15 protein-coding genes are annotated in these 26,493 nt (G+C 33.8%); 3 read left to right on the top strand and 12 right to left on the bottom strand.

Translation table 11 applies throughout. The features are described 5' to 3' along the window. Positions 1–344 precede the first annotated feature (344 nt). Positions 345–1,271 (top strand): glycoside hydrolase family 16 protein, encoded by a 927-nt coding sequence (locus QLQ94_RS20895; protein WP_482498403.1) that lies wholly within the window; start codon positions 345–347, stop codon positions 1,269–1,271. 242 nt (positions 1,272–1,513) lie between these two features. On the opposite strand, the gene QLQ94_RS20890 is transcribed toward QLQ94_RS20895, so the two are convergent. From QLQ94_RS20890 to QLQ94_RS20845, 10 genes are all read right to left on the bottom strand, one after another. Next, on the bottom strand, positions 1,514–2,905 hold the full coding sequence (locus QLQ94_RS20890; protein ID WP_427402216.1) for an endo-1,4-beta-xylanase: 1,392 nt from the start codon (positions 2,903–2,905) through the stop codon (positions 1,514–1,516). Positions 2,906–3,170: 265 nt separating this feature from the next. Next, positions 3,171–4,274, bottom strand: a complete 1,104-nt coding sequence (locus tag QLQ94_RS20885; protein ID WP_482498401.1) for a hypothetical protein — start codon at positions 4,272–4,274, stop codon at positions 3,171–3,173. Between the two features lie 8 nt (positions 4,275–4,282). Continuing rightward, a complete protein-coding gene (locus QLQ94_RS20880) occupies positions 4,283–5,806 on the bottom strand; it encodes a RagB/SusD family nutrient uptake outer membrane protein (RefSeq protein WP_271336639.1) in 1,524 nt (507 codons plus the stop codon). A gap of 60 nt (positions 5,807–5,866) precedes the next feature. Further along, complete coding sequence (locus tag QLQ94_RS20875) at positions 5,867–8,971, bottom strand: SusC/RagA family TonB-linked outer membrane protein (RefSeq protein WP_271336640.1); 3,105 nt, start codon at positions 8,969–8,971, stop codon at positions 5,867–5,869. A 452-nt stretch (positions 8,972–9,423) separates the two neighbouring features. Continuing rightward, on the bottom strand, positions 9,424–13,578 hold the full coding sequence (locus tag QLQ94_RS20870; RefSeq protein ID WP_427402215.1) for a hybrid sensor histidine kinase/response regulator: 4,155 nt from the start codon (positions 13,576–13,578) through the stop codon (positions 9,424–9,426). Between the two features lie 676 nt (positions 13,579–14,254). Further along, positions 14,255–16,546, bottom strand: coding sequence for a beta-glucosidase BglX (gene bglX, locus QLQ94_RS20865; protein ID WP_271336643.1), 2,292 nt, complete (start codon positions 16,544–16,546; stop codon positions 14,255–14,257). 411 nt (positions 16,547–16,957) lie between these two features. Next, positions 16,958–18,478, bottom strand: coding sequence for a phosphoethanolamine--lipid A transferase EptA (gene eptA / locus QLQ94_RS20860; RefSeq protein WP_271336644.1), 1,521 nt, complete (start codon positions 18,476–18,478; stop codon positions 16,958–16,960). Further along, positions 18,465–19,322 (bottom strand): phosphatase PAP2 family protein, encoded by an 858-nt coding sequence (locus tag QLQ94_RS20855; RefSeq protein WP_271336645.1) that lies wholly within the window; start codon positions 19,320–19,322, stop codon positions 18,465–18,467. The genes eptA and QLQ94_RS20855 overlap by 14 nt, the downstream gene beginning before the upstream one ends. A 546-nt stretch (positions 19,323–19,868) precedes the next feature. Then, entirely contained in the window at positions 19,869–21,140 is a 1,272-nt protein-coding gene (locus tag QLQ94_RS20850) for a sensor histidine kinase (RefSeq protein WP_271336646.1), read from the bottom strand. Continuing rightward, positions 21,137–21,817, bottom strand: coding sequence for a response regulator transcription factor (locus QLQ94_RS20845; RefSeq protein ID WP_271336647.1), 681 nt, complete (start codon positions 21,815–21,817; stop codon positions 21,137–21,139). The genes QLQ94_RS20850 and QLQ94_RS20845 overlap by 4 nt, the downstream gene beginning before the upstream one ends. Before the next feature lie 296 nt (positions 21,818–22,113). Between QLQ94_RS20845 and QLQ94_RS20840 the strand changes: the two genes are divergently transcribed. Further along, a complete protein-coding gene (locus QLQ94_RS20840) occupies positions 22,114–22,929 on the top strand; it encodes an SDR family oxidoreductase (RefSeq protein WP_271336648.1) in 816 nt (271 codons plus the stop codon). A gap of 334 nt (positions 22,930–23,263) precedes the next feature. Here QLQ94_RS20840 and QLQ94_RS20835 read toward each other — a convergent pair whose 3' ends face one another. Further along, on the bottom strand, positions 23,264–24,241 hold the full coding sequence (locus QLQ94_RS20835) for an NmrA/HSCARG family protein (RefSeq protein ID WP_271336649.1): 978 nt from the start codon (positions 24,239–24,241) through the stop codon (positions 23,264–23,266). A gap of 115 nt (positions 24,242–24,356) precedes the next feature. On the opposite strand from QLQ94_RS20835, the gene QLQ94_RS20830 reads away from it, so the two are divergent. After that, on the top strand, positions 24,357–24,749 hold the full coding sequence (locus QLQ94_RS20830) for a winged helix-turn-helix transcriptional regulator (protein ID WP_271336650.1): 393 nt from the start codon (positions 24,357–24,359) through the stop codon (positions 24,747–24,749). 246 nt (positions 24,750–24,995) lie between these two features. On the opposite strand, the gene QLQ94_RS20825 is transcribed toward QLQ94_RS20830, so the two are convergent. Then, a complete protein-coding gene (locus tag QLQ94_RS20825) occupies positions 24,996–26,399 on the bottom strand; it encodes an NAD-dependent succinate-semialdehyde dehydrogenase (RefSeq protein ID WP_427402213.1) in 1,404 nt (467 codons plus the stop codon). Positions 26,400–26,493 lie beyond the last annotated feature (94 nt).

The following is a 26,493-nucleotide window of genomic DNA, read 5'->3' as shown; positions in this document are numbered from 1 at the left end:
GTGGCTATGTTTATGAATGTAAAGTGAAGTAATCTATTGTTTAAAATATTTCTGATTTAAATTATATTAAAAAGTCCTCATTTTCATTAGGACTTTTTTTATGGGGAAAATCCACTTTTAAAACACATCACTCTTATTTTAATTTTAATTGAATTGTAGATTATATTAATCCATTGTGTCTTCTTCTAATCTTATCAGTTTCTCAATATTTAATACCTGCGTACATCATTTATGATATGTTTTGCATCAAATGGGATACTTTTTTTGTATATATAAACTTACTTTTATAATCATAAATCCGAATAAATACTTTACTATAATTATAAATTTAACCACAAAAAACGATGAAAAAATTAAGTCTGTTATCATTAACACTAACGTGTGTTTTAGGATTTGCATCCTGCTCAGATAATGCAACACCTGCAGCAGAGAATCAATTGGCAAACGCAACTGCAACTACAAAAGGCAGTACGAACAAAGTGGCCGGTGCGCCCTGGGTAAAACAATTTGAAGATACATTTGATGTAGGTTCCAGTCTCTCACAATGGACAAAAGAACAACGAGCGGATTACAATTCCTGGTATTGTGACTATTATAGTTCTGTGCCCACCACGCAATGGCGAGATGGAAAACAATGTTTAGAAATCAAGACCACAAAATTAAGCACGTACAAATATCAATCTGGTTTTATTACGTCTAATTACCAATACAAACCAGAAAACAATACGGAATATATGCTTTCTGCTAATATTAAATTAATAGCCATGGACGGTGGAACTTACAAGTCTTTTACAGAAACTTATGGCGCGTGGCCCGCTTTTTGGTCGGTTCAGGGAAATGCCTGGCCAACACAGGGAGAAATTGATATTCTGGAAGGATATTCTTTTGCGCCTAACGCAAGCCGTTATACTTCGAATATTTTTTACGGAACTTCTACGGGAAATAACCAATTAGGAAACTCAGCCGAAAGAAATTATCCTGCTAATTTTGATATTAACGGAAATGGAGGATGGCATTTATACGAATCTTTCTGGAAGATGAAAGATAATATAGTAACAGTAACAATCAAGGTAGATAATGTGACTGTTTCAACCTATACAAATAGTGGTGTATCGAACCTTAATTTAAATAATTTCGGGAAGCATTCGATTATTTTTAATGTCAATGTGGGATCAAAAGATTCTAATTTTATAGATCCTAATAAAATAAACTTATTTACAACTGTAATGATGTGGGTTGATGATGTAACAGTCTACAAAAGACCTATTTAAAATACAAACACGAATTGCACGAATTATCACTAATTGGTTTGTGAAAAATAATTTCACAAACGGGGTCTACCTTTTTAAATTAGTACTGATTCGTGTAATTTATGTTTCTTATAGATTTTAATATAAACACGAATTACACGAATTGTCACTAATTAGTTTGTGAAATTAATTTCGCAAACCAGGTTAATACCCTTAAAAATTAGTGTTAATTCATGAAATTCGTGTTCATTATAGATTTATATTTAATCTAAACCTTCAAGAAATCCTGTATGGGAGCTTTTGATGGCAAAATTTGCATCATACAATAAAGGCCAGTCATTTCCTGCGTGGTTTAGTTCTGTACTGTACGGAATCCAGGATTCATTATCCTTCATTCCCCAAACCGTTAAAGCATATTTATTAGCTTTAGGAAGGGCATTATAAATTTTCACGATCTCTTTGTATTTTTCTTTTTGCGCCAGTCTTCTTTCATTTGTAAAAGCAGCAATGTCATTCGATTGATTTACTTGAATATCCAATTCAGAAACGTGAATTTTCAATCCTTTTGCTACTGCTCTGTTAAGATCAGTTTCTATTTGAGCTTTGGTTGGGCTTAAATACGTATTGTGCATTTGAAAACCAAGACCATCAATAAGATTACTTGCTTTTAAATCATCTGTAATGGTAAAAACCCGGTCTTGTTTTGCGATATTAGTTGAAGTTGCATAATCATTATAAAACAATAACAAGTTGGTATCGCCTGCAGCAGTTGCCGCATTTCTAGCCCATTGAAAACAGTCTTTGATGTAATTAGGTCCCATTCGTTTAAGGAAAATAGTATTTCTCATGTTACCGCCATTATCGTCTGCAGCTTCATTTACCACATCCCAGGATTTTACTTTTCCTGCATAATGCGTAACCACATCTGTAATGTATTTTTTTACTTCTGTCGTAAATTCAGCATCAGTTCCTGCAAAATCCTGTAACCATTTAGGAACCGAATTATGCCATACCAAAGCATGACCGTGAACATTGATAGCATTTGCATTTCCATAAGCGACAATTTTATCTGCTACAGTCCAGTTGTAAACACCACTTGCAGTAGAAATTTGATCCATTTTCATTTCATATTCGGCAGAAATACTGCTGAATTCATTTTTCAAAATAACATCATACGGACTTCCGGCAGTCAATTGTGAAGCTTTTACCGCCATACCTACAAAAAACGGATTGGTGACTTTATTGGCTTTTACTTTTAGAAAAGCAGGATCTTCAGGAATACTGCTTGTACCTGTAGTTACCACAGAAATAACATTTGAATACGCCGAAATTTCTGTCTCGTTTTTGGCTCTGACTCTATAAAAATATTGTGTGCCGCCATCTAAACCAATGACAACTTCGTTTAAATCAGTTACTGGTTTTGCATTGTAATTAGATACAAAAGTGGCGAAATTTTCGCTGGTAGAAACATCCAAAAGATAGCTTTTAGCATTAGAAACGTAATTCCATTTTGCTCTGAAACTAGCATCGTTTACATCTTTTGGTGCGTTTGCAACAGGCAATTCTAAAGTATTGGCCATTACATTGTCATCTTTTGAACAAGAGTTTAAAAAAAAGACAAGGCTGGTGAGTACAAGTAAAATTTTATTTTTCATATTGTTTTTTATTTTAAAGTATTAGTATTATTCATGCAATTACTTGTATTTATAGTTTATATAAGAGCACAAGTAAAAAACAAACACGAATTGCACGAATTGACACTAATTCGTTCGTGAAATTTAATTTCACAAACTAAAATGACCCATTTATAATTTGTGCAAATTCGTGTTCAATATTTCATAGCTCCACTGTAGTAAAAAGAGACTGCTTTTAAAAACAGCCTCTTTTTTAGTTTTAAAAATTAAAACACAAAACCATTAATTATTGGTAGCGAATTTTAATATTATCAAATTTTATTACGCTTGGATTTGGTGTATCTCCTTGCGCAATTCCAACTTTAATTTCATTGATTTTAGAAGGATCTAATGTAGCGGCTGAATTCGAACCAAAACCATAATTGTCTTTAAAATCAGCTATTGATATTGTTTTTGTAGTCCAGTTAACATCGGTTATTTTAAAATTATAACCGTAATCTTTTCCATCAATGGTATTCAATTGAATGGCAAATTGAGCGCCTGCAACATTCCCGCTTACATCAATATCTATAAAAGCTTTTGTTGCATCGTTATTAGCTGCGCTTAGAAAACTAGCTCCGCCACCGGCACTGCTTCCATTGTAACCATTGGCAGTTGAACCAACCCATGATAATGCGGCATAATTACCAGTTGGTCCGCCTGTGGTATTTGCATTAAAACTATCCATATCACCATACGCACTCCAATCGCGTCTTGTACCAGCTCCGTCAAAATCAGACACAAGAATTGATGTTGCAAATTCTATTGTTTTTTTTGCTGAACCTCCTGGTGTACTAATTACTAATTCTGATCCGGAAACTGCATCCGCAGGTAAACCAATAATAATGGATGAAGATGAATTGACAGAATAACTGAGTGATTTACCTCCTAAGGTTATCGAAGAAACATTATAGAACCATGTGCCTTGTATTTCCAGAGGAAACCCCGGAGTTGCTACAGCCGGAATTGTTTTTGTAATAGTAGGAACGGGCTGTAAAATCTCAATATTTTTAGTTACTGATCCGGATGCTGTTACAAATGTGATGGGTTGTATGCCAAATCTGCTGCCCAGTTTTTCATCAAAAGGAATAGTGAAAATAAACGCTTTATCTGAGTTATAGTTGGGATTGAAACTGATATCAATTTTATTATCGAGCGTGATTTTTTTCAATCCTGTTAATCCTGTTCCTTCGACTCTTATTTTAGTTAGAGGAAAGGTTTGGTTGAGTAAATCGCCCGGTTCTGCAACCATTGCATCTACATTTGCGGTAACTGCGTCATCGTTTTGACAAGCCGTGAAAGAAGCAAATGCCAAAAGAATTATAATTGTATATTTTATTTTATTAATCATAGTATAAATTAATTAAAGTTATAAGGAACAGGAGGTTCTAGTAATGATGGATTAGTATCAATAGCAGATTGCGGTAATGGCAGTTCAAAATAATTGCTTCCCGGAGTGATCTTTACAGAAATCAATTGGGTTCTGGCATCATCAGAATAAAAACCAACTTCCTGATTTGAGATAATTGCTGTTGCTTCGGCCAGACCGCGGCGTTTTAAATCGAAGAAATATTGTCCTTCAAGGGCAAATTCAATTCTTCTTTCCTTAAACAACTCATCTCTGGTAAGTATTGTTTTAGTTGATAATCCTGCTCTTGTTCTCACTTCGTTAAACGCGCTTAATGCAGATGCATTAGTTGTAGAAGGCGCTCCGGCCAAAATCGCTTCGGCATGCATTAATAAAACATCTGAATATCGTAGTATAATCGTGTTTTGTGAAGTCTTCATAAAGAAAACATCGTTTCTTTCTGCTGCAGAACCTACAATGTATTTTCTGAAATTGGCTCCTGTCGAAGAGAGGATTTTTTTATACGTGAAACCTCCTTTATTTTTTAATAATTCAGGATAAAAGTCGCCATCGGTCATGATCGTGCTCTTTTTTCGGGTATCCTTTGGTTCAAAATCACTTTGCAATGAAATAGAAGGCAGGTGAACTCCCCAACCGTCGCCACCGCCAGTTATTCCTGTACCTCCGGGAACGATATAGGCCTGATTTGTATTTTGAGTTCCCCATTCGGTAGCAATAGCTTTCCATTGCAAGGCAAACATACTTTCGGGACTGTTATTGTTTTCAGGGCTGCTAAATAAGTTGCCGTAATCCTGAATTAACGAATATTGTTTTCCCATAATTTTCTGGGTCAAATCTGCACATTCTGTGTATTCTTTTAAAGTCAAATGAACTTTTGCAAGAATTCCCATTGCCACCGTTTTAGTTACATATCCTTTTTTTACCGAAGTATCAGGCAAGTTTTCGATAGCATATTCTAAATCTTGTTTTATAAATTTATAAACATCTGCAACAAGATTTCTTTTTGGCTGAGCGGCGGTTCCTGCTTTGCTAATAATTGGCACGGCTCCAAAAGTTCTTACCAAATAGAAATAGGCATTTGCTCGCATAAATCGTGAGATGGCGATCGAATTTTTATAGGATGCTTCCGGCAATTCGCTTTTTCTGTCTTCAACCAGACTCATTAAATTATTCGATTGATCGATCACCGAAAACAACGAAACATATCCTTCTGTCAGGATTGGATTTTGTGAGGTTACCTGAGCATCTTTAAACTGAGCATAAGCACCATCGAATGTAAAAGCGTTTCCGGCATACATATCGCCAACGGCAATCAGGAATTTATCATTAAAAGTAAACCAGGGCTTAAAATATAAACTCTCGGCAATACCATCAAAAGCCGTAACGCCTTCCGGTAAATCGGCCGGTGTTAATTGATTTTCAGATGGAGCATCCAAAAATTCATCAGAACAGGAAAACAAAGAAAGCAATGGTATCAGCATTACCATCAGAAAAAGTTTTAGGAATTTTTTCATAACTATTATTTTTATTTTAATGACTATGAATCATTAAGTTAATTGTGTTTTATCTCAATTTTAGAATTCTAAATTCAAACCTACAGAAGTAGTTCTTGGTACTGGATATCTTCCTAAATCAATACCGCTCAATGTTATATTTTGATCTAAATTTCCTAAAGCAGGATCAAAACCGGAGTATTTTGTCCAGGTATATAAGTTTTGAACATTGACATACAATCTCACTTTTGTAATAATTGATTTTTCGAATATTTGTTTTGGTAAATCGTAGCTCAACGATACATTCTGGATTCTTAGATAAGAACCATCTTCAACAAATCTGTTCGAGATTCTGCCGTTTCCGTTTGGATCGTTTAGGGTAATTCTTGGCACATCTGTATTTTCGTTTACTCCCGCTTCAAAAGCATTTAAAGCCTGAGTGGTCACATTTGCATATCGATCTCCAAATCCGGGATAAATTCCATCAGTATAATGACGGGTAAAGTTGTAGATTTCATTGCCTTGGCTTCCGGTTAAAACAACAGATAAACTAAGGTTTTTGTATTTGAAGTTATTGGTCAATGAATACGTAAAATCCGGAATTGCACTTCCTAAAGCTGTTTGATCTTTAGCATCAATTTTTCCGTCGCCATTAAGATCTTTAAAACGGATATCGCCAATTCCTGTTCCTGTTTCCTGAATTGGTCCTGCAGCTAACTCGGCAGCATTTTTAAATAATCCATCAGTTACATATCCGTAAAACTGACCAACCGGCTGTCCTTCTGTAGTTCTGGTTACGTTGTATAAATCGAACTGTACTTTGCCCAATAAAGCTTTTCCTGCTCCTTGAAAACTAGTAAGTTCGTTATTATATTTTGATAAAATAATCGTACTGTCCCATGTAAAATTCTCTGTAATAATATTTCTTGTATTCAAGGTAAATTCAACTCCTTTTGTTTGAATTTCACCTGTATTCAAATAATAATTAAGGGCACTTTGATTTGATTCATCATTGATTTGTTTGGTCAGGAAATCAGAAGATTTTTTGACATAATAATCAAAATCTAATTTTACCCTGTTATTAAACATTCCTAATTCAAAACCAACGTTAAACGATTTCAATGATTCCCATTTAATATCCGGGTTCCCTAAATTATCAATCGTTGGCGATACACCGCCAAACGGAGACGCCGTTAGCGATAAAATGGTCTGGTATCTGTTTGCCGGAATATTTTGGTTACCTACTGAACCGTAACCTGCTCTGAATTTTAAATAATTTACAGTATTTGATAAAGGCTCAAAAAACTTTTCGTTACTCACTGTCCAACCTGCGGCAAATGAAGGGAAATAACCCCATTTATTATTAGGTCCAAAGTTTGACGAAGCATCTGCTCTTAAAGAAGCCGAAAAAGAATAGCGATCAGAAAAACTATAGTTTAATCTCGAAATATAAGAAGTCATCGACCATCTTCCGGAACCATTTCCGTTTACTGCGGTATCAATATCACCTATATTTAAGTTAGGAAAATCTTTGCTTAAAAAATCCCCGCTTCTGTAACCGCTCAAATATTCGTAGCGACTTTCCTGCGCTTCCTGACCTAGCAAAAAGGTAAAGCTGTGTTTTTCGTTAATGGTTTTATTGTAAGTCAAATAATTTTTAAGGCTCCAGTAATAACTTTGATCCTGTTGTTTGAATGATTTATTTAAAAGTTCAGATACAGTTCCTAAAGTATAAGCAGGTGCAAAAGAACTGCTTTTTGCAAAATTTAAGTCATATCCCAATTCACTTCTAAAAACCAATCCTTTTATAAGCGTAAAATCAGCAAAGAAATTTCCGTTGACTTTATATCGTTCTGTTTTTGCATTATTGTATTCGGCCAAAGCAATTGGGTTTGTTGCTTCATTTGCAGAGGAACCTATACCGCTTGCAGGACCAGCATAAGAACCATCAGCATATCTTACCGGTAATTCTGGAGATTGTCTGAGCGAATTCATCACTAAACCGCCACGATCATCGTTACGGACTACTTTTTGAGAGGACCTGCTCAATGACATATTGTTGCCAATTTTTAACCACGATTTTACATTCGAGTCTACATTTAATCGCATAGACATTCTGTTGAAATCGGAGTTTAGAACAACACCTTCCTGATCAAAATAATTCAAAGAAGTATAATATCTTGTTCCGTCTTTTTCACCGGAGAATGACAACTGATGATTGTACATTGTTGCGGTTCTAAAAAGTTCATCCTGCCAGTTGGTTCCTTTACCTAATAAATTTGGCTTTTGGTATTGATAAGGAACAGGCTCGCCATTTAGTTTGAAAATTTTAGCCTGATACGCTGCATATTGTGGTAAATTCAAAACATCAACATGATTTGTCACTTCCTGAGTTCCCAAATACGTTTCATAGGCAAAAGTCGATTTTCCTTTTTTTCCTTTTTTGGTTGTAATCAAAACAACACCGTTTGCACCATTTGCCCCGTAAATTGCTGTAGAAGATGCATCTTTTAAGATATCAATAGATTCAATATCCGAAATATTCAAACTGGATAAAGCTGAATTTTTTGTTTGACCGTTTCCACCGCCTAATGCGCCAAACGAAAATGAATCATTGTTTTTATCCGCAAAAACCGGAGTTCCGTCAATAACATACAAAGGTTCGTTACCATTGATCGAAGTAATTCCCCTAATCTGAACCGAGATTCCACCTCCTGGCGTACCTGAATTTTGTGTTACATTTACACCTGCAGCTTTACCTACAAGAGCCTGATCGATAGAAGTAAAAGGTTTGTCCTGAATTTCTGATGCTTTAATAGAAGAAATGGCGCCATTAATATCTTTCCTTTTTGAAGTTCCGTAACCAATAACCACTACTTCATTTAGTTTTTCCAGATCATTGATCATAGCAACCTGCATTACAGATTTTGTATCCGCTGGCAGGGATACATTTTTGTACCCGATATAACTAAAAGTCAATATAGATTTTGGTTCTACATTGTTTAATACAAAACCACCGTCAAAATCAGTGGAGGTTGCATTTTTTGTTCCTTGTACTATTACACTAACACCCGGCAAGCCCATTCCGCCTGATGTTACTTTTCCTTTAACAGTTTGTGCGAAGAAAAAATTTCCCCACATACATACTATTAAACACAATAGTTTTTTTAATGTTTTTTTCTGCATAAAATTTGGTCGTTAAGTTTTGATAATTAGTTAGTTTTTATTTCAAAATATTAAATAGTAACCTCTTTTGTCAAGCGAATTATGAGGGAATGACAAGCAGTATTATTTCTTAAATATTTCTTAACGAAAGTAAAATGTAGCGGTCTGCTATTATAGAACGGATGAAGCATATTGTACAACATTTGATGCAAAAAAAGCTGTAAATGCACTATTGGCAAGAAAAGAGACTACTATGACATTTGAACAGCTTGTCAAGTATTTGCTAAGTTTTTAGCTTTAAAAATATTTTATGTTCAAAAAATGAGCAGAATATTTTTTATATGTGAATATTGATTTGAATAGGAAAGACTAATTATTGAAAAAATTGACTTACAAAAAAAAGAGCTTCAATTTTTAAAAATTGAAGCTCTTTTAGCTGGATTTTGCTTTCAGTAGATTGTTTTTTTAACGTCTTATTCTTTTATTCTTTTTTCATGCGTAGGCAAATACCCGTATTTAATTTTATAACATTTCGTAAAATAGGAGGGAGAAGTAAACCCAACTTTATAGCTTATTTCATTAATATTATTGTTTCCTTTCTCGATCAGTTGTTTGGCTTTTTCCAGTCGAACATTTCTAATAAACTCATTGACTGAAACACCTGTTAATGTTTTTATTTTTCGATACAATTGACTTCTGCTCAGGAAAATTTTAGAAGATAATAATTCTACACTCAATTCAGGTTCGCTGATATTTTCGTTTATAAATGCAAGGATTTTTTGAATGAAATCATTATCCAGCGAAGTTGTTTTTTCTTTCCCGTCTTTTGTGATTCCGCTGTAAAATTTCTTAAACATGATTTGCCTGCTTGTAATAAGCTGTGCCAAACTCGATTTTAAAATATCCAGTTCAAATGGTTTGCTCAAATACATATCTGCGCCGGAATCGATGCCTTCTAATCTGTCTTTTACCATTGCTTTTGCCGAGAGCATTAATAACGGAATATGACTTGTTTTTAGATCTCCTTTGATGTTTTTGCACAATTGCAACCCATCCATTACGGGCATAATAACATCTGTAATGATTAAATCCGGTAATTTCTGAACAGCAAGTTCATAGCCTTTTTGACCGTTTTCGGCAACAATAACTTTGTATAATTTGCTGAGTTCGTGTTTTAGATAATTTCTTAATTCAGGATTGTCTTCAACAATCAAAATAGTGTAGGGTTTTGTGGTTTCGACAACATCATTTTCTGCGATTTGATTTGTACTTTCATTGTCGTCTGATTCATTATTAAAAGATTCAGACAGAAATTTGTTTTTACTTTTTTCAACTTTAAAAACAGCATCCACTATTTCGCTTTTCTTATAAAAAGATTTACCTAACGGAAATGTCACCGTGAATTTTGTACCTTCTTCTATCTTACTTTCAACATTAATTTTCCCCTTATGTAACTCAATAAATTCTTTTACAACCTCTAAACCAATTCCTGTACTGCCGTAATAATCTTTATTGACATTATTGACCTGATAAAATCTGTCAAAAATTCTTTTTAGATCTTTTTTGTGAATTCCGGAACCCGTATCTGTAATGGTTATAGAAAATGAGGGAACTTTATTTCCGTTAATGAGCAGCGAATTATCTGGATCTGATTTATCTATAGCAATAGTAATTGAACCATTGTCCGGAGTAAATTTAAAGGCATTCGAAATAATATTAAAGAGTATTTTTTCCAGCATTTTTGGATCTAGCCAGTCTTCAAGCTCATCAAATTTGGACTCAAAATTTATAGTAATATTTCTGGCAGCGGCTTCTTCATCAAAATAGCCAATAATTCCCTGCGTAAATGCTACTACTTCAATTTTTCTGGCTTGCAGCGAAATTTTATTAAACTCTAATTTATTAAAATCCATAAGTTCATTGATTAACCTCGAAAGCCTATCTGAACTTTTATGAACAATTTTTAATTTATTATGTATTTCAGGAGATAGATTTTTGCTTCTTAAAATATCTTCCAGCGGATTAATAATCAGCGTTAATGGGGTTCTGAATTCATGCGAGATATTCGTGAAAAACTGTAATTTTTTATTGTTTAGTTTCTCTGACTGGATACTTTTTTCTTTTTCTAAAATGATGGCTTGTCCCGCTTTAAAACGATTTTGATAAATTTTATTAAAGTATATAATCAGAAACACCAAAATAGAAGTGTATAACAAGTACGCCCAAATGGTTTTCCACCAAGGCGGCAGGATTTTTATTTTTAGTTCTAATTGATCATTGCTCCAGGAACCATCTGCATTGGCTGATTTTGCTTTAAAAACATAATTGCCGGGAGCAAGATTGGTGTAAGTTGCCGTTCTGTTATTTCCTACATAATTCCAGTCTTTTTCAAAACCTTCAAGATAATACGCGTATTGGTTTTTCTTAGAATAATTATAGTTAATTCCCACATATTCAATAGTAAAAACAGATTGTGTATGATCGAGCGTGATTTCTTTGGTCTGAGCAATTACTTTGATTAAGGGCGAAGCATCTTCATTGGGTTTTACAGATCGATTGAATAGTTTGAAATCACTAAAATATAACCTTGGCGCTTTTTCTGCTTTTTTGATTTCGTTAGGATTAAAATAATTTACTCCTTCGTAACTGCCAAAATACAGTTCTCCGTTTCCGTCCTTAAAGACCGCATTATTATTAAAATCATTATCAACTAGACCATCATCTTTGTTGAAATTGGTGCTTTTTTTATTTTTAAAATCGAGTTTGGTCAATCCTGATCCGCCGCTTATCCACAAAGAGCCATTGTTGTCAGCAATTATCGCACGAACAGATTTTTCTTTAAAACCTGGGAAGTCATTATAATTTGAAAATTTCTTTGTTTTTTTATTGTAATTAAATAATCCTTCGCCATCTGTTCCTATCCATATTGTTTTATCATTAGACTCATAAATAGACAAAATAGTCTGAATGCTGTTGTACTTCGTTTTGTCCTTGAACATGGCATCCCGCATTTTGGTCACTTTAAAACCGGATTCTTCTTTTAAGCTAACTTGGTATAATCCCAGGATTGTTCCAACCCATAAAATGTCATCAGAGTCTACAAAAACTTTACGAATAAAGGCTTTGTCTATAGAATTATCTGTAAAATCTTTAGAATCGCAATGCACAAATGTGTTGCTTTTATTGTCAAAATAATGCAGTCCTTTTATAAAAGTCCCAATCCAGATCCTGCCTTTTGAATCTTCTGAAAAACTAAAAATCCGATTCGATTTTAATCCTGTCGTGTTTACTGTATTGTAGTTTACAAATCGGGTAGTGCCATTTTTCAAAAAGTAGATACCACGATCCCAGCTTCCTATCCAGATATTTTGCTTGCTGTCTATAAAGATGGTCTGAATATCAACAGCATCTAAACCTGAATAGTAGTTTTGATTGTTTTTGTTTACGTGAATATAACTTTTATTACTAAGATTATAAATATCAAGTCCGCCGCCTTCATTACTGATTAATAGATTCCCCTTTTTATCTTTTATGACTGAAGTTACGTAACTTGTTTGTAATGAATTATCATTGTTTACAAGTGATTCAAGCGAATTGAATTTGTTATTGGGTTTATCAAATACACCCAGTCCTTTATTAAAATAACCTAACCAAAGACGTTTTTCTTTGTCTTCGTATAAGGACCAAACCGAGTTCGATTTTAAGCTGAAGTCATTGTATTTACTGTGCAGGTATTTTTGCAGTACTTGTCCTTTATAATTGACAACCAGCAATCCGTCATTTTCTGTACCACAAATGATGTAATCCTGACTGCTTTCTATAATAGATAAGATTTTGTTTTTGGTAATAGCATAATTTTCAAATTGGTAATTATCTGTTTCAGGTTTAATTTTGATCAGGCCATTTTCTGTTGTTCCCAGCCATATATATCCATATTTATCGATAACAAGATTTTCGATATCATCTAATAATGGTTCTCTTTTGAATTTGTCTTTATAAACCTGTTTGACTTTTCCGTTTAAATCAAGTTCTAAAAGACCATAATTAGTTCCTAAATAAACAATTCCCTGTTTATTTTTTACTGAAGATTTTATTAATAAATCAAATTTCTTAAGCACCTTTGATTGTACTAAACTAGCTTGTAATGTCTTTATATTAAGTCTGAATAATCCAAAACCATAGGTGCCAAGGATTAAATTGCCGTTATTATCCTGAATAATTGTTTTTACGGTAATGGGTTCGTCGTAGCCTTTTGTAATGACATCCTCGATATTGATTTTAGTAAAATTGTCTAAATCCCTGTTGTACAGGCATAACCCATCGTCAGTACCAATCCATAAATTATTATCAGCATCAAGAAAGGTGGCATAAATAAAGTTGCTGTTTAGCGAACCGGGCTTTTTATTGTACTCGTACCCAAAATAATTTACGCCATCATACCGATATAAACCCGTGCCGTTTGTGCCTATCCAAATAAAACCGTTTTTATCCTGAATAATCGAAGTTATGGCGCGTTTTGAAGTAGTTTCCTGTATGCTTCTAAATTGGTAATTATCAAATTTACCTTGAGATAAAAGGCAATTTATGAATACAAAATAGCATGCAAGAATATATTTGATATTTTTCATTTCATAGTAGTATTGATCAACTTCATTCCGGAGATTCAATTTGCAAATTAACTTTTATTTTAAGTATATATAAACAATATTAATAAAACTAAATAGAAAATTTACTTTTTATGCAAATTTGATTCTATTTCCAAAAAAATATGAGCATGATTAATAATTTTGAAATGATTAATCGTACTCAGGTTATAAGGTTGTTTTAAAAAGTATACTAAACTGCTGTGTAGTTGTTTTAACACATAGAAACATAGCTTTTGTTTGCTTAAAAAAAGGCGTTTTACTTTACATTAATTCACATAGGTATGTGTCAATGCCATTAAGTTAAGGAATCAGTAAATAGACAGAGAAGTAACTACAAAGTTTGTCATCTCGACGCAGGAGAGATCACACTAGTATTTCCGTTCAGCTATTCGCCAATCTTTGCTGAGTTTCTTATGTGATCTCTCCTTCGTCGAGATGACAAGATTGCGGATTCTGAAAGAGGTAATCCGCATTAAAAAATTTCTTAACTTAATGACGTTGCCCGATGCTTCAGGACTATGTGAAAGAAACTTGTTTCTTTTTGGGATCACTCTTTTTCTATAAAAATCTATGTTTCTATGTGTTTAATATATCTAACCCGTTGGGTGAAATGTTTAAATGTTTTGAAAATAATTACACCCAACGGGTTATATAGAGTTTATTTTAACTCAAATTTGCTGGTAAGTCCTTCATTAGAATTCCAACCTACCATGATGTTAAATACTCCCGGTTCTACTAAATAGTTACCGTTATTGTCATAAAAACCAAGTTCTCTTTCTGTCAAAGTAAAGTGCACAGTTTTAGTTTCTCCTTTTTTGAGGTTGACCAATTCAAAACCTTTTAATTCTTTTATTGGGCGAACGATGCTTGCAAATTCATCATGAATATATAATTGAACAACTTCTTTCCCGTCATAATTTCCTGAGTTGGTAACGTCAACGCTTACTTCAATTTTTTCTCTTTTTGCAAAAGTAGTTTTATTTATTTTAAGATTTTTATAATCGAATTTTGTATAACTCAGTCCGAAACCAAAAGGAAATTGAGGCGTTTTCTCTACATCCATATAATGCGACCAAAAAACATTTTTATCACTATCAATTGGTCTTCCTGTACTGTATTTGTTGTAATAAATAGGTACTTGTCCCACATTTCTCGGGAAAGATATTGGCAATTTACCACTAGGGTTGTAATCTCCGTATAAAACCTGAGCGATTGCATTTCCTGCTTGAGTTCCCAGTTGCCAGCCTTCAACAATTGCCGGGATATTTTGGGCAGCCCACGGAATAGTCAGAGGACGACCGTTATTTAAAACCAAAACGATATTAGGATTTACTTTGTAAATTTCTTCCAGTAATTCTTGCTGGATTCCAGGCAAATTTAGATCGGTTCTGCTTCTTGCTTCTCCACTTTGAAATCCATATTCACCTAAAACCATTACTACAACATCAGCATTTTTTGCAGCTGTTTTTGCCGCTTCAAAACCGCTTTTGTCTGTAGTATTAAAAATTGTTTCTGTAAGGAAAGTAGCTTTCTGCGAAAGTAAATCTGCACCTTTTTCAAAAGTTAGTTGATTGTCTTTGTATTGTTGCATTGCTTCCAGAACCGAAACTGCCGTATTATCATCGGCTGCAATTCTCCAGCTTCCAAGCGGACTGTTTTTATCATTTGCCAAAGCACCGATCAAAGCAATTTTTTGTCCGGATTTTTTCAGTGGTAAAAGATTCTTTTCATTCTTTAATAATACGATAGATTTTTTTGCCATATCCAGTACGCCGTCATTATTGGCTTTGCTGCCAACAACTTCTTTTTCACGTTTTTCATCGCAATATCTGTAGGGATCATCAAATAAACCCAATTCAAATTTTACGCGAAGAATTCTGCGAACAGCATCATCTATCAAAGCTTCTTTTACTTTTCCTTCTTTTACCAAAGTCACTAATTTTGCTACGTACAAATACGATTCCATATCCATATCAGAACCTGCAATAACTGCTTTTGCTGTTGCATCGGCTTCGTCTTTTGCATAACCGTGCGCAATCATTTCGCGAATAGAAGCATAATCTGAAACTACAAATCCGTCAAACTTCCATTTTCCTTTAAGGATATCTCTTTGTAAAAATGCATTTCCTGTTGCGGGAATACCGTTTAAGGTGTTAAATGAATTCATAAACGTACGAACTCCGGCTTGTACCGTGGCCTCAAAAGGCGGTAAAACCGAATTGTATAATTTAGAATTGCTCATATCTACACTATTATATTCTAGTCCTGCCTCGACATAACCGTATGCTGCAAAGTGTTTTGTACAAGCTGCAATTGTATTTACTTTGGCTAAATCTGCCATCGTTTCTCCCTGAAAACCTTTTATTCTGGCGTAACCTATTTTACTTCCTAAATAAGGATCTTCCCCCGCACCCTCCATCACACGTCCCCAGCGTGCATCATTTGTAATATCGACATTGGGTGCAAAAGTCCAGTTGATACCGGATGCCGATGCTTCATCTGCCGCAATTGCTGCCGATTTTTTTATCGCTTCCAGATCCCAACTCGCGGCTTCTGCCAACGGAATCGGACTCAAAGTTTTATAACCGTGAATAACGTCAAAACCAATGATCAAAGGAATTCTCAATCGGGTTTCTTCGACTGCGATTTTCTGTACCGCACGAACTTCTTTTACACCTCGAACGGTTAACATCGATCCAACCCAGCCTTTACGTAGATGTTCGTATTTCAGTTCAGCACTTCCGCCTTTGGGTGCGGGTCCCGTTACATCCCAAAAACCATTGTATTGATTCATTTGTCCCACTTTTTCTTCTAATGTCATTTCTTTGATCAAAAGCGAGATTCGTTCTTCAATTGGCTTTTTGGTATCCATATGTTTTTTTGTTTGAGCATAGCCGTTTCCAAAAACGATTAGGAGTAAAAAGGCATATTTTCTAATTTGTTTTTTCATTATTGTGGTTTTAGTTTTATGGTAAAGTTTTTAAATCATGAATGCGTTAGAGTGTCTTTTTTAATTTTGGATGATATCATTTTACAAGCTCGTTTGCCCGAAATCAATAAAAACATAAAAAGGGTAAATGTAGTTTTAGACGAGTAATCATAATAGCAAATTTGAAGCATTATGTACTACAAATGTTGTATTTGTATGTGTTTGATGCCGGTAAGATAGAGGGATTACTACCGAATGTTTTGGCATGCATAAAAAAAGTCCTAATTTTCATTAAGACTTTTTTTACGCGCCGTGCGAATTAAAATCAATAGAGAAGAATCAATTTTTTTCTCAATTGTTCACTATTAAAAGGTATTATAGGTTTTTTAGATTCTAATAGAAACGAAGTATCAGGTTATTAATTTGAATAAATTATTTAAAAATATTCATTTCCTCGTCATATATCGGGCTTTGTATGTTTAAAAAATTTAAAACACTATGAAACACATAGTTCTGTGTTAATGTTTTGTTCGGTTTAACTTGTTTAGTAGTATCAGATAACCATACTATAAAAGGAATCTCATATTGTTCTTTAGGTGCAATACTTATAGGTACGCCATGCATATATAGATTCTTCTCTCCCAAAGATTCTCCATGGTCAGAAACAAAAATCATTGCACTATTATACTCCTTTAACTGCTTTAAATCCTCGATAACTTGAGATAGAATATAGTCAGTATAAACAATCGTATTGTCATATGCATTGATTAGTTCTGTTTGCGAACATTTTCCTAATTCAACACTATTACAAACAGGTTTGAATGTTTCAAATTGTGGTGGATATTTCTTGCTGTAAGTTGGTCCGTGACTTGTACTGGTATGCAATACAATTAATATTTTATTTTTTTTACTGGCTAGTATCTGTTCTTTTAATCCCGTTAAAAGAATCTCATCGTAGTTGCAGTTTTCGCCTTTGCAATTTGGCATTAAAACTTCTCTATTTTGATAATCTTTGATATGAACGGGCGGTTCTCCCCAGTTTGTGGTTCTCCAGATCACCTCTACATTATTTCGATATAAATAATTAGGTAAGATTTCATATAAGTCGTCAGTATTTTTATGCTCTAAAATACATTTTACACCGGCAGTGGTGTAAGTGGCACATGAGGTCGCATCAAAATGAAAGAGGTTTGGGACCTTAGATAATAATGGATTTGTATTTTTCTTATAGCCATAAAGAGAAAAATTCTCTCTTCTGGCAGATTCTCCTATTACTAAGACTACAACTGATTTTTTGTTATCTTTTATGGTAGCGTTTGGTAAGAGAATTTCTTTTTCATTTTTTTTGTATTTGTGAATATAAAAAAGAGAAGTATTTACAGTATAAGACCAGGGCATAGCAAGCCCGCCTAAAGTTTTTGAATTTTTATCAATCCAGAGCCAGTTACTTGCATTAGCATATGCTAAGCCCAGAATAAACAGCAGGATAATAGAAGAGGATATTAGAAATTTCTTTAGTGTTTCATTTATTATTTTGACTTTAATAATATACACAGATGGAATAACACCCAGAAGAATGATATACAATATTAGTTTTAAAGAAAAAAAACTACTGGACTCAGCAAAATTGGTATTGAGTACATTACCAATCATACTCTCGTCTATTATAGCACCATAGGTATTGACAAAGTAAACTGCGATTGAATTGATTACAAAAAATATTACCAATAGAAATTTTCCAACAAAGCGGGACAGAAAGAATATGAGGTAAAAGACAAAATAATTTGCTACCAACATTATAATAACTAAACTTATAATGAGTATAATACCGTTGAGGGTCTTATAATCGACTTTATCGAAGACAAAGGAAAAGAATGGAAAATGGAAGAATAAGAAATTAATACAACTCATTAGTAGGGCAAAATGAGTTATTTTTAGATTATTTTTTAACATAAACAGTGGTAATTTTATATAGTGAAACAACTAAACTGGCAATTGAAAAATAATATATTATCAAATTTTCGTGCGTTATTCTAATGATTAATGAAATGCAACAAATTAAAAATAATACAATAAAAACAGGATAGTATTTTTTGTTGCTAATCCAGTCCCAAATTTTATACTTTCTCGTGATAAAAATACCTAAAAGTCCCGAAATAAATCCAAAGATGCCTCCTATAAAAACATCAAGAGGATAATGCGCTCCAATACCTACTCTGGTTAGAGCAAGAGAGAACGCTGTCGTGATTATGAAAAAAATCCACAAGATTTTATAATCCAGTTTTTTTGGCATAAAAGAAAACAACAGAACGGTAAAGGTTGTAAAAATTGTAATAGAATGCCCGGATGGTAGACTGTTGTTTCCGCATAATGTTTTTCCAATAATAAAAAAGGGACTATTATCAAATGCCAAAGCAGGTCTTGGTACTGCAAATAGTTTTTTAAGGATCGTACTAAATACACAGGAAACAAGTGAAGCACTCAATAAAGACTCCCAGATTTTAGGAGCGCAGATAATAAAAAGGGTTAAGAGCGAAAAAGAAATTAAGCAATCCCCAAGCTGCGTAAGGTTATAGATTGTATTAGGAAATTGTGATAGTTTTGAATTAATAAAAAGAAAACAATCCTTTTGTATCAGTATATAGTTCTCTGTATTTAAAGCATCATGCTTATAAAGAAATAAAACAACTGCGACTAAAAAAAATAGAGGTAAAAAAAATAAAGATAATTTGAGTTTTGAATAATTATTAATAGCATAAGTGTTTATTATACTATTTCCTGACAGATTTGCTTTCATAAATTTATTTAAGATATACTGATATTTATGGTTTTATGGGGAGGTGAACGATTTTGATAAGATACTTTTTTAAGCGGGATACCTAATTAATTTTTTCCTTTGCACTAGTTTTTTCTGGGTAGAGTGTTTTTAATTCTTTCTGCGTGTTTCATTTATTTTCGGGGAAGTTATTTCTGAATTCTGTGGCAATTCTGTATTTTTAGCTATGAACTTAATTATTAAGTGTTTTTTAAGTTTTCATAGAAAACAGGAACCTCACAATAAATTTATTTAAGTGTAATAAATAGCAGATTTGTAGAAAAAGAAAGGGAAAATGGAAACGAGTCAGGTCATGTTTTTTTTTTAGTATAGATCTTATTATGGCAGTTTTTTGTAGTAGTTCTGCCGTCAATTATAGATTGACCTTTATCACAAGAAATCCTCAAGCACAACAATATGTTTATTGATGGCTTTATGTAATTGGTAAGTTATTTGAAAGTATACCAGTATTGGTATCGATAAAAAAGTTTTAGCTGCTGATTCCGTTTATTCTTCCGGGATTAGGAGTTATCGCACTTTTAATGTAAAACGATGTTGATGGTCTACGAATTTGTATTTCAGTTTTAATCCGCTGACCTCTGCTATTTCGTCTGCAATAGCCATTCCTAATCCAACAGATAAATGCGAAACAGAAATTTTCTGAAACCTCTTAAACAGTAAAGTTGCATCAAGAGCTTCTTCCTTTCCTGTATTTTGAATGGACAGCTTATTGTGGTTTATAAAAATGATAATTTTACCTCCGGTTATATTATGACGAATGGCATTTTGAAATAAATTATTAATTAGGATCATGCACAGGTCAGAATTCATTTTGATTAAAAAATCAAACTTGACATTTTTTTGAACTTCTATTTTTTGCTCTCTGATATGTTCTTCAAAAAGCAGTAATGATTCATTGACCATTTTCTCTACGGATACTGTTTCAGTAGTTTTAAACTGCCTGTTTTCGATTTTGGTCAACAATAGCAACGACTTGTTAAGCCTGATTAGTTTCGAGCTCGCGTCATCAATAGCAATAATCAATTCTATGTCTTTTTGCTCAAGATTTTCAGATTGTATAAGGAGATCGATTTTAGATTTTATTACGGCAAGTGGCGTCTGGATTTCGTGTGATGCGTTTTCGGTAAATCTCTTCTGACTATTGTAGTCTGTGATCATTTTACTCATCATTTCTTTAACACAGTGACTCAATTCCTTAAATTCTTTTACCGAAGTTTTTTCAAGATTTGGAACATGATTGTCGCTGGCACGAAAAACTCTTAAGGTATGTATCATTTTATAAAAAGGCTGCCACAGTGTTTTAGTAACCCAGAAGTTGATGCCAAGTGAAATTAAAAGCTGTAATAATAAAATGGCGGTAAGCATAGAAAAAATACCTTCAAAGAGTTCGTCAAATTCGACTGAGCTGCGCCATATTTTTATTTGATAATATTTTGTTTTGACTCTTAGTACAGAAGTAATCATCTGATTTATGGCCAACTCTTTTTCTGATCGGTCAAAAATCAAAGTATCTGAGAAGATATCCTTATTAACTTTTTTAAAGTCAGGTTTGGTAATTATTTTTATTTGAACCTCTTTACCTTTTGTAAACAAATAATCAGAGATAGTGTCATTCTCTCTTAAGTATTGTTCAATCCTTTCTTTCCGGTCCATCAGTACATCATCATTACTTTCTTTTAATTCCTTAATAATATAAGAATAAGTAACAAATCCCGATAAGAGTAAAACAGGAATACTCAATACCACGAAATACAGATTAGTTTTAGCTAATAATTTCATTGATGTATTTTAAAATTGTAGCCAATGCCATAGATGGTCTGGAGGTAATCACAACACTTATTTTCTAAAAGTTTTTTTCTCAAATTTTTTACATGGTTGTAAATAAAATCAAAATTATCGAATCGGTCAGCATTGTCTCCCCATAAGTGTTCTGCAAGTGCATTTTTGCTCACCACGCGGTTTTTATTGGCAATAAAATAGAGGAGTAAATCGTATTCTTTAGAAGTCAGAATTACGTTTTGACCATTGATAAAAACACTTCTCTCTGCTGGAAGAATCCGGATTTCATTGAGCGTAATTTCTAAATTACCATCGAAATCTTTTCGTCTGATAAGGGCTTTTATTCTCGAATTTAATTCGGATAAGTGAAAAGGTTTAGGCAAATAATCATCAGCACCAAGATCGAGACCATAGATTTTATCTGAAAGTGAATCTCTGGCAGAAATAATGATAATACCGGCTTTGGATTTTTTTAGTTTTGTTTTTCTTACCAGATCAAGACCGCAGCCTTTAGGCAATGTAATGTCAACAAGAATACAATCATAATCGTAGAGCGCTATTTTTTGCTCTGCTCTATCATAGTCAGAGGCTACTTCTACAATATGACCTTCCATTTCAAAGTATTGCTGAATACTTTTCTGTAATTCAAGTTCGTCCTCAATTAGTAATATTTTCATCGTACCGTAACCTGACTTTTATCCAGGCGAATATAAGAAATATTTTCACTTTAATTTGTAGACATTTTTGGAATAAAAATATAACTAATCTTTTGCTGTTTTTTGAAAAACACATGATTATGTCAGTTCTTATAATTTATTCAACGTATTAATATGCAAAAGAAAAGAGGCTTACAGAGAATTGTTTTTCGAATTGATATAAATGAGCTTTTCAGAACATAGAATTTGAACTGTACAAGAAATAAATTTTCCTAAAAACACCTGAAATTTGTTCTATTAATTTAAAAGTAAAAAAGATGAGTAAGACAGTACTAATAACAGGCAGCAGCAGTGGTATTGGCAAAGCAACAGCGATATTTTTTGCAGATCAGGGCTGGAATGTTATTGCGACAATGAGAACACCTCAAAACGAAACAGAACTTACATTATTGAATAATGTATCAGTAACCGCATTGGATGTTTTAGATCCTGAAAGCATCGAAAAAACAGTACGTGAGGGTATAGAACGTTTTGGTAAAATTGATGTTTTGGTTAATAATGCAGGTTATGGCGCTTATGGGCCATTGGAAGTTTTTGAAAGAGAAAGTATTATCCGTCAATTTAATACTAATGTAATTGGTTTACTTGATGTTACCAAAGCAGTGCTGCCTCATTTCAGAGCAAATAAAGATGGAATTATAATTAATGTTTCTTCTATGGGCGGACGTCTGACATTCCCTTTCGGGGCTTTGTATCACGGTACCAAGTTTGCTGTAGAAGGGATTTCAGAGTCGTTAAACTTTGAAGTGGCTACATTTGGCGGAAAGGTCAAAATAATTGAGCCGGGTGCTACAGCAACTGATTTTGCAGGACGTTCTTTTGATTTTAAAAATGATGAGAATCTGACAGAATACCAAGGCTTGATGAAAAAATTATTTGATTTAATGGAAAGTCTGGGGGCAAATAGTTTTCCTCCTGAGGTAGTGGCACAAAAAATTTATGAAGCTGCAACTGATGGTACTGACCAATTGCGATATGCTGCAACACCTGATGCAATAGCTTTATTAGAAAAAAGGAACAATGAAAGTGATGCCGTTTTTATTGCGGACATGAAAAAACAATTCGGATTATAATAGTGTCTTTCTAATGCAGATCTTTAGTCATCTGGTTTTGAAAAAAGATAAAGTGAAGAATTGTTTATGATAGTGGGATGAGAATAATTTAGAAATAAAAAACCTGCGAATCCTAAGATTTGCAGGTTTTAGTGTTTTTTTATGTTTCTGAACAGATTGAAATAAAAGCTGTCTTTTAAATGTTTATCGCATTCAGTGCTAAATTATATAAAAACTTTGGATGATGTATACTTCTGTTTTTCAATTATTTAAGTGGTACTTGCGCAATTTGCTTTGTATCATTATCTTTTTCTATTAGCTCTGATGAAGCAGTAGTTTTTTTGCATTTAAACAATCAATAATTTGTTTTTTCTCCTTGCCAATTTGTACGATGGAGGAATTCTTCCCAGGTAAGCGTGTCAGGATTTATTTGTCTGCTCCATAGCAAATCCTTGTCTTGCCCATAATAGCCATACTCAACAGCATATTCAGACATGCCGATAATCTCCTGCAATAAGGTTTCATTTGAACTAAATTCCGGGAAATGATCAAGAAAATCTTCCCGTTTGAATGCTGAACTATATTCGGCTTTCTTACCTGTGACCCTGATAAAAGTATCAATTATTTCCTGGGGAGCGATGATATCACCAATAACCGGTAAGGATTTACCCGCGTATTTAAGCGGATGTGCAAAAATTTCTAAAACAGCCGGTCCCGTGGCAGTAATGGGATCAACAAATGGTGCGCGGAAGTCCTTTGGGAGATATATAGGAAATACAAGTACATCGTCTTTTACAATTGGAGTATAAAATTCTATCAGATTTGTATAAAAGAAAGCCATATATATAAACGTGCTTTTGACTGGCAGTGTACGTATATAATCTTCAACTTTTGCCTTGTCTGTAAAATGGGGTGCAAACTTTTTACCATCGGTAATTTTATCTACATTTTCCAAACTGCTAAAGACAACATGCTGAACTCCTGCCTCGACAGCAGCGTCTGCCAGTTCTTTGCCTAACTCAAACTCATGTGTTTGTGGCGGAGCAATATTTGGAGTGAGCATGAAAACACCATAGGAACCTTGAAATGCTTCAACGAAGTTTTTTTTATATCCAAGATCAAGTGGTATACTAACAAGTTCAGCACCCTGGTCGATCAGCTTGATTGCATCGGGTGAATCAATGCGTCGTGTAATGCCACGTACCCTATAGCGACCACTTTGTAAAAGAGTGCGTGCAACACTGCCTCCTTGTTTGCCCAAAATACCTACGATAGTAATAAGCGGTTTGTTTTTTTTGGACGTTGATTCATGTCCTTTTAGATCAAATACCATATTGTGTTTTTTAAGTAAATTTTAAACTATAAAAATAATAGTAGCAAAATTATTTATAGTTAAGTAAATTTGCAATAACTATCTATTTAGATAGCTCTTATAAAAAACAAATGATATGGATTTAGAATGTAAAAGTGATTTTATTGAGGTGAACAGTAAACTATTTCCATGCACTGTAAGTATAGCTATGGATCTGGTTGGCGGAAAATGGAAAGCAGTTATATTATATCACTTAAAAGATACAGATAAAAGATATAATGAGTTAAGAAAAGAAATGCCTGCTGTCACGGAAATGACACTTAGCCTGCAACTAAAGCAACTTGAAAAGGATGGTCTTATATCGCGGACGGTTTATGGCAAAAAGCCTCCTATTAAAGTTGTTTATAGTTTAACGGATTTTGGAAGATCCTGTATTCCTATGCTTAATGCCATTACTGAGTGGGGGAATCAAGTTGCTGCTCAAAAAGGGGAATTTATCGACACAAAATCTGTTAGTGCAACGATTTGATAATTTGATTGACCATTTGGTACAGGATTAATTGCTTTGTGGGAAGTATAGAAAAGTTTTAATTAACATCTTACTAGAGCAATCTTTCGCAATTTATAAACATTTCTGATGATTTTCAGGCTGGCGTTGATGAATATTATAAAATATTTCTACTACACATCTTTATAATTTTCCTTATGAAAAAATAAAAAAAGAGTCCGCTTCGATATTTTACGAAACGGACTCTTTATAAAAAAAACAATCTATTTAATTTGGATTTGAAGCTTTAGTAATTCGTATAAGCTTAGCATTTACAAATTCATAAATCCCTGCAGGAGATTGTTCACGGCCATATCCGGATCCTTTAGTTCCGCCAAAAGGCAGTTCTGGAGTAATCCCTGTCAGATGGTTGATGTAAACCATCCCGGTTTCTATTTGTCGGGCAACATTTACGGCTCTTTTTTCATCTCCGCTAAATACACTTCCACCTAAGCCAAAGTTTGTTGCATTTGCAAGAGCTACTGCTTCATTTTCGTCTTTAACACGATAAAACATAAATACCGGACCAAAGATTTCTTCATTATAAGCAGAGTTTCCAGGTTCTATATTTGTAAGTAGGGTAGGTTCCATAAAAGCACCTTTGCGATCAATTCGTTTACCACCCAACAATACAGTAGCACCTTCTTTTACGGCTTGTTGTACTTGTTTAATAACACCTTCAACAGCTTTCTCGCTGCTCAGAGGAGCAAGTGTAGTTTCCGGACTCATAGGATCTCCAACTTTAATAGAAGCAAATTTTACTTTTACTTTTTCTAAAAAAGAATCTGCAATGCTTTCTTCAACAATAATTCGTTTAGGAGAAGTACATACCTGTCCGGCATTCCACATACGACCGTTTACAGCAGCATCAACAGCTTCATCTATATTGGCATCATTGAGCACAATAAAAGCATCACTTCCGCCAAGTTCCAAAGTCGATTTTTTTATATATTTACCTGCTGCCGCTGCAATCGATGCTCCGGCTGGCTCACTTCCGGTTAATGTAACCGCTTTAATACGTATATCAGAAACTAGTTCACTCGCTTTTTCACCCGGTATAAAAAGGTTTTGGTAAACACCTTCGGGAGCACCGGCTTCAAGAAAAATATCTTCCATAAGCTGAGCACATTGCGGTACATTTGAAGCATGTTTAAAAAGCATGGTATTACCGGCCATTATATTAGGCGCCGCTGATCGGGTAATCTGATAGAAAGGAAAGTTCCAGGGCTGTACACTAAGTAAAACACCCAACGGTTCATAACTAAGAAAAGCAGATCCTATAGGAGTTTCTAACGGACTATCAGCCAGAAATTTTTCGCCATTATCAGCATAATAATCAAAAATAGCGGCACTTAATTCCACTTCTTGTATCGCTTCTCGGTGTAATTTACCCATTTCCAGTGTTGCCAAAGCCCCTAATTCTTTTTTTCTATCGCGCATGATAGAGGCCACTTTATGCAATAATTTGGCTCTAACATTAAAAGCGGTTTTTTTCCAGGTTTTGAAAGCTGCGTCTGCTTTTGAAATTTTTGACTCAAGCTCTTTATCGTTCATAACATCAAACTGTTTTACAATTTCGTTATTAAACGGATTGACTGATTTAACAGATGACTCTTTAATTGAATTTTCCATAATAATATATTATTTAAAGTATACTTATAAAGGTACACCTTACATTTTTCAATAAACTTAGCGTACTGTTAATGTTTATCATAGCTCTGTTAAA

The organism is Flavobacterium sp. B114r (genome assembly GCF_056824125.1).
Note: the sequence above shows the minus strand (reverse complement) of the source record. Positions and strands in the feature narration are given on the sequence as shown.